The 13,401-nt window shown below is 42.2% G+C and carries 12 protein-coding genes; 9 read left to right on the top strand and 3 right to left on the bottom strand.

Annotated features, from left to right (window positions below; genetic code table 11):
• Positions 1-134: 134 nt before the first annotated feature.
• The gene (locus tag OEV42_13575) at positions 135-431 is read left to right on the top strand and encodes a cupin domain-containing protein (protein MDH3975305.1); all 297 of its coding nucleotides are present in this window, start codon (positions 135-137) and stop codon (positions 429-431) included.
• A gap of 61 nt (positions 432-492) precedes the next feature.
• Here the strand turns inward: OEV42_13575 and OEV42_13570 are convergent, their stop codons facing one another.
• The gene (locus OEV42_13570) at positions 493-1,044 is read right to left on the bottom strand and encodes a hypothetical protein (protein MDH3975304.1); all 552 of its coding nucleotides are present in this window, start codon (positions 1,042-1,044) and stop codon (positions 493-495) included.
• 357 nt (positions 1,045-1,401) lie between these two features.
• On the opposite strand from OEV42_13570, the gene OEV42_13565 reads away from it, so the two are divergent.
• The 7 genes from OEV42_13565 to OEV42_13535 all read left to right on the top strand — a co-directional run bounded on the left by OEV42_13565 (position 1,402) and on the right by OEV42_13535 (position 10,444).
• Positions 1,402-1,881: a hypothetical protein gene (locus OEV42_13565; GenBank protein ID MDH3975303.1), complete on the top strand. Its 480-nt coding sequence runs from the start codon at positions 1,402-1,404 to the stop codon at positions 1,879-1,881.
• Positions 1,882-2,042: 161 nt separating this feature from the next.
• A complete protein-coding gene (locus OEV42_13560) occupies positions 2,043-3,125 on the top strand; it encodes an ATP-binding protein (protein ID MDH3975302.1) in 1,083 nt (360 codons plus the stop codon).
• Positions 3,115-4,482 (top strand): sigma-54 dependent transcriptional regulator, encoded by a 1,368-nt coding sequence (locus OEV42_13555; protein MDH3975301.1) that lies wholly within the window; start codon positions 3,115-3,117, stop codon positions 4,480-4,482. The genes OEV42_13560 and OEV42_13555 overlap by 11 nt, the downstream gene beginning before the upstream one ends.
• Before the next feature lie 587 nt (positions 4,483-5,069).
• Positions 5,070-7,319 carry a PAS domain S-box protein gene (locus tag OEV42_13550; GenBank protein MDH3975300.1) on the top strand — a complete coding sequence of 750 codons (2,250 nt, stop codon included), beginning with the start codon at positions 5,070-5,072 and terminating at the stop codon, positions 7,317-7,319.
• A 256-nt stretch (positions 7,320-7,575) separates the two neighbouring features.
• Positions 7,576-8,673, top strand: a complete 1,098-nt coding sequence (locus tag OEV42_13545; GenBank protein ID MDH3975299.1) for a response regulator — start codon at positions 7,576-7,578, stop codon at positions 8,671-8,673.
• Between the two features lie 89 nt (positions 8,674-8,762).
• Positions 8,763-9,674 (top strand): ABC transporter ATP-binding protein, encoded by a 912-nt coding sequence (locus OEV42_13540; protein ID MDH3975298.1) that lies wholly within the window; start codon positions 8,763-8,765, stop codon positions 9,672-9,674.
• Positions 9,671-10,444 (top strand): ABC transporter permease, encoded by a 774-nt coding sequence (locus OEV42_13535; protein ID MDH3975297.1) that lies wholly within the window; start codon positions 9,671-9,673, stop codon positions 10,442-10,444. The genes OEV42_13540 and OEV42_13535 overlap by 4 nt, the downstream gene beginning before the upstream one ends.
• Before the next feature lie 32 nt (positions 10,445-10,476).
• Here the strand turns inward: OEV42_13535 and OEV42_13530 are convergent, their stop codons facing one another.
• Positions 10,477-11,019, bottom strand: a complete 543-nt coding sequence (locus OEV42_13530) for a hypothetical protein (protein ID MDH3975296.1) — start codon at positions 11,017-11,019, stop codon at positions 10,477-10,479.
• On the bottom strand, positions 11,009-12,457 hold the full coding sequence (locus OEV42_13525) for a diguanylate cyclase (protein MDH3975295.1): 1,449 nt from the start codon (positions 12,455-12,457) through the stop codon (positions 11,009-11,011). Before OEV42_13525 ends, OEV42_13530 begins: the two co-directional genes overlap by 11 nt.
• Before the next feature lie 247 nt (positions 12,458-12,704).
• Here OEV42_13525 and OEV42_13520 point away from each other — a divergent pair.
• Positions 12,705-13,401 (top strand): pseudouridine synthase (locus OEV42_13520; protein ID MDH3975294.1); only part of this gene is annotated, 697 nt, incomplete at its 3' end.

Here is a 13,401-nt window from a genome sequence, read left to right as displayed (position 1 = left end):
AAACCCGTCATATTAGTACAGGAGGGCTAAAACTGCAAGGTTTTTAAGAATTTCCCGCTTGCTACCGGCTATTCTTTGACAAAGTCCATAAGACTAAACTATACTGTGCCAAAAAAATATCTGGAGAATTTACTATGGAAGTTATCGATCTTATGGAAAAGGCTATCTTTTCAGACCAGTTTGCACCGCAAATACTTCGCATGACGCCCCAGTGCAAGGTCCCCCTCATTTGCATGGAGCCGGGCCAGCTAATTCCGCCCCACCCCAGTGGAACCGGTGTCTTTTACATTGTAAGCGGCAAAGGGGTAATGACTATTGAAGGAAAAGAGCTTGAAGTTCAGGCCGGCAATATGATTTTCATTGAACAGGGTGAATCGAGAGGGATCAGGGCCACTGAAACCATGATGGCCTTTGCCGTCCATATTAATTAAGCCCCGTCTCAAATAATTAGGAAGCCCGGAAATAACTTGAGGGAAAGTTATTTCCGGGCTTTTATTCTCTTCTTTTTTCAAGCACTTCCGCAGCCATCTCACTGAGGGGAGATTTTTTAAACTCAAGGTAAGCCCTATGCCCCCTGTGGGCAGAGTAGGTAAGAATTATAATGGCGGCAAAACCAACCAATACCGCCTTCATAGCCACTTTATATAGCCTGCCGCTTAAATGGCGGCGAATAAAAATCATCATAGCGACAGCTGCAATCAAGTAACAGCCAATAATGACCGGCGCTTTTGTTGCTCCACTTTCAGGATCCACAATCCAGCGCCACCAGAACTTTTCAACTTCCACCCTGGCAAGGTGGACAGTTTTTTTTACATCCCTGATTATTTGTTCTTTTTTAAAAAAATCAACGTCCTTTTCCTGCGCCAGGGCATCGTCTTTTATTATCCTGACACGGGACCTGAACTTTTCCGGAATGGTTGAGATATCATTGGTCAGATGAACAAGGCCTTTTTCATCTTTGTATTTATAGAAATCTGCAGCTGCTTCCCGGGAATAACTAAAAAAAACGAGCGCTGCCAAGAGCAGCAGGGAGACTTTTTTCATTGGGGCATTTCCTTTCGTGACGAATTTAACATGACTCCCCGGGCATGTCAATTTTAAGACGCTCCATTAACTAGTGTCCATCCGGAAACTATAATTAATTAAACCTTGTTTTCAATTCGGAAAAGAGGGATTTTTTGCAAGGTCGAGGAAATCAAGGGTTTGCGCCGAGTTGTACAACTGTACATGGCACAAGTAAAACCGAAGATTGACGCAGAGATTGCGAAAAAGCACCCTTGACCGATGAAAACTAACTATTTCCTTTAATTTTCTTGCTATCTTCCCGGTTTATTGATAAAAAAACAATCAAATCATTTTGTGTGTCCTTTATGCCTTAAATAATATATTCAGGAATAAGCCATGAGAAAAAATCTCTTTTCACAGATTTTATTCATTCCCTTTCTTGTCCTTTCAATCATACTTTCTTCACTTAATCTCTCCCCTGCTGCTCAAAATAACTCCCCCTGCTATGAAAAAAAAGGGATGAAAAGAACGCGCTATATGAAAAGCTACATTACTGCTTTTAAGAATAATAAAACAACACTCGGCCTTTCTCGGGAACAGGTTGACAAGCTGAATGAAATACTTAAGACCTGCGCCAGAACATGCCTTCAACTTAGCAGTGAAATTGAAACCGCTGAAAAAGCGCTTGAAGCGGTGCTTACAAATATTGACGACATGACGGACAAAAAAAATATAATCAAAAAAGTAAAAGAAGTCTATTCCCTGAAAGCCAAACTTGAACTTGCCCATTTTCAGCTTCTGGGAAAAGCTGACGATCTTCTCTCCGATGAACAGAAAGCCAAATTCAGGAAAATCCCCCGCCCTGCCTTCCCATAAAAACAGTCTTCATCCAACCCCTGCCATATAAGCAACACAGAGTGTTGCATTTGCAACACCCATTCAGCTAATATCATTATTTTGCTTTGACATCAACCTGTTACGCGTGATAGTATCTGCTTGATATGAAGCACACTTAATTTTTCGAGCCGGATTAAATTATGAACACTAAATGGCGCATAACCATTCTCGCATCCTTTATTCTCCTTATTACCCTTCTCCACAATATCAGCAGCATCGAGGGGCCTATATTTCTCAATATTTACCAGAGGCTCTACTATATTCCCATCGTTCTTGCAGCTTTCTGGTTCGGACTTAAGGGCGCGCTTATCACTTCCCTTATTTCCACTTTTCTCTATCCCCATCATGGTCATTATCACTGGCCTGACCGCCCTTTTTACACACTCAACCAATATGCGGAAATGATGATGTTTAATCTTATCGGTATTGTAACAGGCATCCTCTCGGACCTTGAAAAACGGCAGAGAAGAAAATATGAACAGGCAGCCATAGAACTTAAAACGGCCTACCAGCAGTTGCAGGACTCATTTGAACAGGTAAGAATGGCAGACAGGCTTTCCGCCCTGGGGCAGCTTTCAGCAGGCATGGCTCATGAAATAAGGAATCCCCTCGGCTCCATAAAAGGTGGAATAGAAATTATCGAGGATGGAATTGACGAGCATAGCAAAAAGTACGAATTCATCCAGATCATAAAAAAAGAGATTAACCGTCTTGACCGCAAAATTTCCGATTTTCTAAAATACGCCAAACCTGCATCTCCCGAAAGGCGGGGAAGCAATATAAACGGGCTTGTCAGCTCTGTAATAAGTCTCGTCGAAAAACGGGCCGAGCAGGAAGACATTCTCATCAGCACAAAACTGGCAGACAAGCTGCCTGATATTCTCATTGATTCGGAACAGATCAGACAGGCCCTTCTCAATATCGTCCTTAACGCCATTCAGTCCATTAAAGAGGAAGGGGAAATCGAAGTGGCAACGGGCCGGGAAAATGATTTGCTTTATATCTCCGTTTCAGATAACGGGAGCGGAATTGCCGAAGAAAATGTTGCCAGGCTCTTTGACCCCTTCTTTACAACCAAAGATGAAGGAACAGGCCTCGGGCTTTCTATCACCTTCCAGATCGTCAGGGCCCACGGAGGAGAGATTGAAGTAAAGCAAAAGGAATCCGGGGGAAGCGCATTTATAATAAAACTGCCATTTAAAGAGGTCAGCAATGCAATCTAAAAAGATACTTATCGTTGAAGATGATGACAGCCTGAGGCGCGTCCTGGAATACAATATGGCCGAAGAAGGGCATATTGTTATGTCGGCAACCAATGGAAAAGAGGGTCTGAAGATTTTTAGGGAAGAAGGGCCGGACCTGGTAATAACGGACCTGCAAATGCCCGGTATGGGAGGCATTGATTTTATCAGGGAGATGAGAAGCCTCTCGCCACAAGCCATGGTCATCGTTATTACTGCTTTCGGTGCCGTCGATACGGCTGTCGAATCCATGAAACTGGGCGCCTTTGAATATATTACCAAGCCTTTTAACAGGGCCGAACTCAAGATCACCGTGGAAAAGGCCCTGGAAGTCGGTGAACTCTTTGTTGAAAACAACTATCTCAGGGAAATGGTAAAAGAGAAATACAGTTTTGATAATATGATCGGCACCTCCCCCAGGGTTAATGAAATTTTCAGACTCTCATCACAGGTCGCCAAATCAGACGCCACCGTTCTTATCCTGGGAGAAAGCGGCACAGGCAAGGAACTTCTTGCCAGAGGGATACATCTTAACAGCCCGCGAAAAGACAGGCCCTTTATCACAATTAATTGCGGCGCCCTCCCTGAAAATCTTATTGAGTCCGAACTTTTCGGCCACAAAAAGGGCTCCTTTACGGGAGCCATAAGTGACAAGCAGGGGAAATTTGAAATGGCGGATAAGGGAACGCTCTTCCTTGACGAGATAGGGGAATTAAAACCTCACCTTCAGGTAAACCTTCTCAGGGTTCTCCAGGAAGGATTCCTGGACAAGGTGGGGGGAAACGAACCTGTTAAGGTAGATGTCCGCATTATTGCCGCCACGAACAGGGACCTTGAAAAAGAGGTAACCCGGGGCGGCTTCAGGGAAGACCTCTATTACCGGCTCTGCGTCGTGCCGCTGAAAATTCCGCCGCTTAGGGAAAGAAAAGACGATATTCCGCTCCTCGTTGATCACTTCCTTAGTCATTATTCGAAAAAAAGCAATATAGAAAAGATAAAAATCGACAAAAAGGCAATCAAGGTTCTCATTGATTATCACTGGCCCGGCAATGTAAGGGAACTTGAAAACCTGTTGGAAAGAATGGTCGTCATGAACCAGACAGGCATTATCACAACGGAAGACCTTCCCGACAGGTTGACATCAAGGCCCCAAAAGATCGGCAAGGTTCTTATTGATCTTCCCGATGACGGGTTAAGCATGGAAGATCTGGAAAAGCAACTTATCATCAAAGCCTTTGAAAAGTGTGAAAAAAACCAGAGCAAAACGGCAAGATACCTCGGCATTACCCGTAATACGCTCCTCTACAGGATGGACAAATTTGAAATAGACAGAGGCTGAAAACACACCACACATGCAGCTTATGAAATTCCTCTTTCAGGCTGCTTCTTTAAGGATGACAAGGGCTGCCATATGAAGTATAGGCCTGCTGCCATCAAAAGACGCTCAAATAAAGGCAAACCCGGGGCCGGCAGGGGAAGTTGCCGGCAGGGCAAATAAAATTTTCCAACCCTTCCAGGGTATAACATGAGCATCCCGGTATCCCCCCTTATTGCATGAATCAACTTTTCCCCATTCCAGGTAAAAATGATTATTGTTTTCCTACTTCTTATGCCGGGAAGCACTTAAAATTCATGAAGAAAAATACCGCCTTCCGCCTTAACAATTTTACCCGGAGATAGGCAGGAGGCTACAATTTCCGCCTTGAAAGGACTTTATTATTCCTTATATATGCCCGCCAAAATGACCATCGCTTCCCCTGTTTTTTTCCACCAAAAAGAACCTGACAATTCTCCTCCCAGCTTGCGCATTATTTTTCCTGTGCTAAACTTTAAAAAGAATAAGCAACCATTATCCGGGACCAATATGAATCATAATAAGTGGCACCGGGGAAGGGCCACGTCAACATTTGAAGGGTGAGAAAAAGAATGTTTATTAAAAGTGAAAAAGAGGGGAAAGGCAGCAAAGCCCTGCCCAAAGGATTAATAGAGAATATTTTTAAATCAATGCCAACCCCCTTCTACGTCATCGATGCGAATACTTACGATCTCATCATATCCAAGGCAGCGAAGAACTTTTATCCCTTCTCCACAAAGGAAAAGTGCCATTCATTTTTTCACAGCAAAGACCAGCCATGCCACTTCGATGGCGACCGGTGCCTTATCGAAGAAGTGAAAAGTTCTAAAAAGAGCCAAAAAAAAGAGCATTTTCATTATGACATTAAGGGAGCGCTCACATTCTATGAAATTAATGCCCACCCCATCTTTAATGAAAACAACGATGTGAGCCATGTCATTCTAAATTACTTCGATGTTACCGCCTTGAAACATTTCCAGGAAAGACTTTCCAAAAGTGAAGAAACTTACAGGACACTGGTTCAATCCATTCATGGCTATTTATACAGCATCAGGTATGCCGGCCTGGACAAACCCCAGGTATATCACAGTCCTCAATGTGAGCAGATTACAGGCTACAGCCCCGAAGAATACGCCAGGGACTCTCACCTATGGATAAAAATGGTTCACCCCGGAGACGTTGAGCTTGTGGCTGACTTTTTTTCAGATCTGATGAAAAAAGGAAAAAGCAAGCGCATTGAACATCGAATAATACATAAGAAGGGAAATATTATCTGGGTGCTCAACCAGTGTACTGTGACGACAAATGATATGGGAGAAACGGAACGGGCTGACGGCATCATACTGGATATTACGGAAAAGAAAAAAGCGGAAGACTCATTAAAGAACAGTGAAAAAATGCACCGCAACATTATTTCTACGACCATGGAAGGTTATTGCAGATTTAACTCAAACTACGAAATTACAGATACAAACGATGCAATCTGTAAAATGCTGGGCCATAAAAACAAAAAATTTATGGGGAAAAATATGTCCTGCCTGGTGCATGAGGACAAGCAAGGTTTCTTTCTGGAAAATATTACCCGAATTGAAAAAGAAGATCAGATCAATTTTGAAATTGATCTTAAAACCAGGAAAGGCGCTTCCATACCCACGATTATCAGCGCTACGGCTATAAGAAACCCGGAAAACAACTTTAGCTTCGGCTTTGCCTTCTTTACCGATATTTCAAAACGAAGAAGCGCAGAGAAAGCCCTCATAGAAGCCAAAGAAAAAGCGGAAGAAGCAACAGAAATAAAGGACAAGTTCGTATCGCTCGTCGCCCACGACCTGAAAGGGCCGCTTACTGCCATATGGGGGTATCTGCAAATCCTTTATGAAGACGCTGAGGATGATACCTCTACAAAAAAGTTCGTCGCTGAAGCCATGGCATCATGCCAGGATATGACAACGCTCATCAACGAAATTTTAAGTGTAAGCCGTCTCAAAACAGGCCATTTAACACCTCGAAAATCTTTTCTCGACGCAAAAAAACTGATGGAACAAGTGGTTCATAATTTTTCCAGCCATGCTGCAAAAAAAGGCGTTACACTGATCAATGCTATTGCAGAAAACAAGAGAATTTATGCTGATGAAAAACTCTTTTTCGAGGTAATCAGAAACCTCATCTCAAATGCAATAAAATTTTCCACTACGGGAGGCAGTATCACTGTTTTTATCCCTGGTTCGGAACCGGCAACGATTGCTGTTTCAGATACGGGCGTTGGAATGCCCTCTGATTATATAGCGCATATTTTCAAGTATGAAGAAAAGACATCAACAAAGGGAACGGCAGATGAATCGGGAACGGGCCTGGGTCTCCCCCTGGCAAAAGATATCATGCTGGCCCACGGCGGCGATCTGACTGCTGAAACAAACCCCGGCAAGGGGAGCACTTTTTATGCCAAACTTCCCGATGAGAAACCAAAGGTATTAGTCGTTGAAGACGAGGAGTTTATCGCACGCAGTATAGGCAAAATACTTTCACCTCTCAATGTTCAAATCGATATCGCCCTCAACGTTCCCGATGCGGAAAAAATTATATCGAAGACCCCGCCTCACCTTGTCCTCCTTGACATACTAATACCTGAAATCAACGGCTTCCAGCTATTGGAGGAAATCATGTCCCGTCCCGATACGAGAAATATTCCGGTAATAGTGATCACCGGTGACCCGGACATTGAAACAAAAAACAAATCCTTTCAAATGGGAGCAATTGATTTCATTGCCAAGCCCTTTCGAACAGAAGACATCCTGCCACGTGTCCGACGGTTTACCTGTTAAATGATGACAATAAATGTGTTGACTGTCCTTCCCTGGGGCACAACCGTTTTACAGGGATGAAGCCTTTACTCCATGAAAATAATCTTTTTTTTCAAATAATTATGAAGTTGCAGGAAAAAATTTGAAACCTTTGCTTTTAAGAAATAATTATTTTATAATTTTTTTAAATCTCTCTTATGCAAATATTTTCTGACACTCTATATCATTTTTCTGCGACCCTGGGCCGGAAGAGATTTTAAAAATGAATAGCACAAACATGGATAAAAAAAACACCATCCTTGTCGTCGATGACGAAGAGCGGAATGTAAGGCTCCTGGAGCACCTTTGCGGCAGCCTTGGCTTCAAGGTAATCATTGCAAGAAATGGTCACGAGGCGATTGAGCAGACCCGGTCCCAACTGCCCGACCTCATTCTTATGGATGTCATGATGCCCGTAATGAACGGCTTTGAAGCAATGAGCACACTTAAAAAAGAGGATCGCACGAGACAGATACCCGTTATTATGCTTACAGCCCTCGGCGATAAGAGGGACAGAATAACAGGCATAGAAAAAGGCGCCAATGACTACCTGACAAAACCTTTTGATACGGAAGAACTGGCGCTGCGCATTCGAAACAACCTGCAAATCAAGGAGTATCATGATTTTATAAACAATCATAATCAGCTCCTGGAGAAGGAAATCAGCAAAAGGATGCAGGAACTTAATAAAGCCTATGAAGAACTGGACAGCACTTACAACAAGGTCAAGGGAAGCTATATTGAAACAATTCAAAAGCTCAATATGGCAGCCGAATATAAGGATGAAGAAACGGGCACCCATATCAGAAGAATAAGCCTCTACACGAAAGAGCTTTCCATTGCGCTGGGAATGGATCAAAGTTTTATAGAAACAATTTATTATGCCTCCCCCATGCATGACATTGGAAAAGTGGGAATTCCTGACGGCATTTTATTGAAAGAGGGAAAACTTACGGAAGCAGAATGGACCGTCATGAAATCCCACACCACCATAGGAGCGAATATTTTGAGAGACTCACAATCTCCCTTCCTCAGAATGGCTGAAGAGATAGCGCAAACACATCATGAAAAATGGAACGGCACAGGATACCCCGATGGCCTGAAAGGTGAGGAAATCCCTTTATCGGGACGTATCACAAATATAGCCGACCAGTATGATGCGCTCCGAAGCAAAAGGCCTTACAAGCTTAATCTGCACCATGAAACCGTTATAAAAATAATCACTGAAGGAGACGGAAGGACCCGGCCCGATGATTTTGATCCCCAGGTGCTGGAAGCTTTTAAAAAATCGGGCAAAATATTCGATGAAATTTTCAACACTGAATGTGACGAATAATCATACCCCGGCAAGCGATTTCCTGCCTTTGTAATCAATTGCTTTTCTCTTCATTTGTCTCTATATTATAAACGGAAAAGTCTAATAGTATGTATGCGCTTTCAATAACCGACCTTATCAAGGTTTACCCTAACAATTTAACCGCCCTGAAGGGGATCTCTGTTAATGTGGAAAAAGGCGACTTCTTTGCCTTGCTCGGTCCAAATGGCGCGGGAAAATCAACGACCATCGGAATAATGTCGTGTCTCATTAACAAAACGAGCGGCAGTGTTCAAATATTTGGCCGCGAAATTGATAAAGAGAGCCACATTACCAAGACCTTCCTGGGCCTTGTTCCCCAGGAGTTCAATTTTAACGTTTTCGAAAAAGTATTCGACATTGTCGTCAATCAGGCCGGTTATTACGGAATCCCGCGCAAAAAAGCTTCCGAAAGGGCGGAATATTATTTAAAAAAACTCGATTTGTGGCATAAAAAAGAATCTCCCTCCCGTTTCCTTTCAGGTGGAATGAAACGAAAGCTCATGATTGCAAGGGCCCTTATCCATGAACCTAAACTCTTAATCCTTGATGAACCTACGGCCGGCGTTGATGTGGAAACAAGACGGGAAATGTGGAATTTTATGTCTCAACTGAATGAAAAGGGAACCACCATAATTCTTACAACGCACTACCTTGAAGAAGCTGAAAAACTCTGTAAAAATGTTGCCATCATCGATAAGGGCGCAATTATAGAAAATACGTCTGTCAAAAAACTGCTTTCCAGGCTGGAGAAAGAGACTTTTATACTCCACACAAAGGAGCCCGGTGAAAATATAAATAAAATTAAGGGCTATGAACTAAAGAGGCTGGACAGTACCTCTTTAAAAATCGAAATTTCCGGAGATCAGAGCATTAATGAGCTTATAATCGAACTCAACAAACAAAATATAGAAATTAAAAGTATGCGAAACATATCCGGCCGGCTTGAGGAACTCTTTTTGAATCTTGTAGGGAAAGCATGACGAAAAAAGAAAAACTTACGGCATTCAGGACAATCTTAAGAAAAGAGATCGTACGTTTTACCCGAATCTGGCCCCAGACCATCATCCCATCGATGATGATGATGGTCCTTTATTTTGTTATTTTCGGTAAATTTATCGGATCACAGATCAGTGATATCGATGGCCACAGCTACATGCAGTTTATCGTTCCCGGCCTCGTCATGATGGCCGTCATTACCAATTCATACTCCAATGTGGTTTCATCTTTTTTCAGCACCAAGTTTCACAAATCCGTCGAAGAGCTTATGGTCTCCCCTACCCCTGAATACATTATTATTCTGGGCTATATATTTGGAGGCGTATCAAGAGGTCTCATTGTTGGCGCCGGGGTCACCATGACGTCCTTTCTGTTTGTCCCCTTAAAACTTCATAATACCGGTTTTGTTCTCCTTTACATCATTCTCACATCTATTCTCTTTTCACTTGCCGGTTTTATGAACAGCATATTTGCAAAGAAGTTTGACGACATATCCATTGTGCCCACCTTTATCCTGACACCGCTCACATACCTGGGCGGCGTATTCTACTCTATAGACCTGCTGCCGCCATTCTGGCAGGGGCTTTCAACGCTCAATCCCATACTTTACATGGTCAACGGTTTCAGGTATGGTTTTCTTGGTATTTCAGATGTCAATGTTTTTTTCGGCTTAATTATATCAATGCTTTTCATTATCGCACTCTTTAGCTCAAACTTGTATCTAATGAAAAAAGGGGTGGGACTAAAAGAATAAGAAAAGGGGAATAGTTCAGTAAATCATAAGCGCTAACGAAAACTCTTTCGCTTTTTTTCCAGTTCCATATCGAGGTTTTTCAGCTTGTCAATAGTTTCATTGAGTTGATTAATGGTTTCTTCAAGCGCCTTGATTTTGCCTTCTTTTTTAGCAAGCGCTTCATCCTTACTCTTAAGGTTAACTTTTTCTATCTTGATTTGCTCAAGGCCTTCTGCTTTGGCGCCGTTTATTTCCCTTAAAAGGATGAGAAGGTTTTGAACTTCAAAGCTGCGGGAACCGGCAGGAACGAAGGAAATATACCTTTCCATCGCTTTAAGGGCCATTGCGTAATCTTTCTTTGGATTATTATAGCTCGAATAGAGGAAAGAGAGATAGAGGTATGAATCAGGTCTGAAAGTGGGGCTCTTTTCATCGGTCAACGCCGTTAGCCGGTTAATCTCCCCTTCATATCTATCGGAAGCCAGTCGGGCATAGTAATTGCCGTAGGAATTTTTCAAAACAACAGGGGCGCAACCTGCCGGAAAAAAAGAAAGGCTTATAATTAATGAAATTCCGGCCATGAGGTTAAACTTCATCTTTTTTCTTTTCTCTCTTTCTCGATAGTTTCACAATGTTTGAATCTGCCTTGTCCAGTTCTTCTTCTCCCTCTACTTTTACATCATTTTGCCTTCTCTGGTCAACTACATAAACACTTCCCGTTAGTGATTTAGCATATTCCTTAAGTTCTGCCGCTATTTCACCGAACTGAATATGGTTTTTGAGTTTCCTTGTAACATTGGTAACAACGGCAATGGAAATAGTGGCAAGTGGAAATTGTCTTTCATTTCCGTGACGGTCCAAACCTTCAATATAGCCTCTTTCCCTGTCTTGGGCATCGTAAAAAGAGGGGACCATCTTGTCAAAGGCTTCGATAATGTTTCTGCAAATATCTGTAAATTTATCAGGTGTGCTGATAATAACAAAATCATCGCCACCGATATGTCCGGCAAAATCTTCTTCATTTCCAAATTTTTGCACAAATTTATCGACAATGTCAGCTGTTTTGATGATCAGTTTATTACCCTTTGCATAACCGTAGTGGTCGTTATAAGCCTTAAAGCTGTCAAGATCGAGGAGACAAAAGGCAATAGGTTCATTCAATTTGATCCTTTTTTTCATAATATTCTCTATAGCAATCCCTCCGGGCATCCGTGTCAGCGGGCTCGTATCAATATACATCTCTTCCAGTTTTTTAAGCCGTTTCGCCATAGTCACAAAGGCATCCGACAATTCACCTATTTCATCCCTGTTTGTAATATCGGGAACATAGTCAAAGTTACCTTCAGAAATTTTTTCGGTGGCATCTTTCAGTTTATTTACGGCCCCTGAAATATTAACGGTCACAAACATTACCGCCAGCACGGAGATAAAAAAGCCCATGATACACAAAATGACGGATACCCTGAAGGCCACAGCGCCGATAGATCCCGTTGCTTCTGTTTTTTTTCTTTGATCGGACACGGCATCCGTTTCAACAAGCTTGATAAGAGTGATAATTTTTTCCTCTTTTTCCTTGGCCTTGCTATTAAACTGTTTCGCCTCTTCCGATGTGGGATCTTCCAGAGAATCAAGATCATTAATGAGGAATTTGTTATATTCATTATGTATTTTTTCAATTTCATCAAGAGGATACCCTCTATCCTCAGGAACAGCCCTGATCTTGTCGAGGTTTTCCCTAAACTCGCTGTTTCTCTCCCAGAAAGCCCGTAATATATCAGGGGTTTTTAAAATGGCGTACCGGCGCGCATAAAGCTCCTGTGAAAGCATGGCGTCGATCATATCCTTCGAGGCCTCGACGACAGGCACATCGGTCTCAAGTATACTTCTGTTCAGGTTGTTCAGCTTATTAAGGTTGGTAAGGGCAAAAAGAGAAATAACGACAAGAAGGGCCAGGAGAAAGAAATATCCAAGAAAGATTTTCCTGGCTATATTAACCTTAAGAAATAAATCGGATATAGAATTAATAATTTTCATTTTCTTAAAATTTTTTAGGCGGCCCCGGCTAACTATTTATGTTAAACAATATGGCCGGCATGCAAAAGAAAATAAAAAACTCTTTACTAAATGTATAGCACACATTTAGTAACCTGTAAAAAGAAACTTGGCTTATACTTTGATTTAGAATGCCGACATTTATTATAATCGTAAAAATGTCCGCCCTATTTAAGAAATCTAAAAGATTCCCCGTGGACATCGATAAAAAATCAAAAAAAATTATTCCATGAAAAAAATAAGCATAAAAAAAACAATAAATAATGAAGACCATGACAATATCTGTGATTTTCTTGTCGAGATGAGTGGTCTTTCCAAAATCAGGGTAAAAGGTGCCATGCAAAAAGGCGCTCTTCACGTGAAAAGAGACAAAGGCCCTTTTAAGAGAGTAAGAAGAGCCAAATCCAGGTTGGTCAAAGGACAGCGCATTGAATTTTATTATGATGAAACGCTTCTGGCAATAGAACCGCTTCAAGCCTCGCTTTTATATGATCTCACTGATTTCAGCGCCTGGTTTAAGCCGCCGGGCATGCTGACGCAGGGAACAAAATATGGAGACCACTGTTCTCTCATAAGGTTTATCGAACACTTCTTTAAGCCGTCAAGGGAAGTTTACCCCCTTCACCGTCTCGACAGGGAAGCGTCAGGAATCGTCCTTGCAGCTCACAATAAAAAAGCCGCATCAAAGCTGTCATATCTTTTCCGGAAAAACGCTATTGGCAAAAGTTATAAAATTGAAGTAGCGGGCCGCCCTGAAAACGAAGGCATTATCGATAGTCCCCTTGACGGGAAAAAGGCATTAACGAGCTATCAAGTAATTGACAATGATAATGAGAAGGGAACATCAACCCTTTTGGTCACTATTGAAACAGGACGTTTTCACCAGATCAGGCGTCATTTCAACGGGATTGGTCATCCCGTCATGG

It is taken from the genome of Deltaproteobacteria bacterium, from assembly GCA_029860075.1.
Classification (GTDB): domain Bacteria; phylum Desulfobacterota; class JADFVX01; order JADFVX01; family JADFVX01; genus JAOUBX01.
The sequence above is the reverse complement of the archived record's forward strand: the minus strand, read 5'-3'. Positions and strand labels throughout refer to the sequence as shown.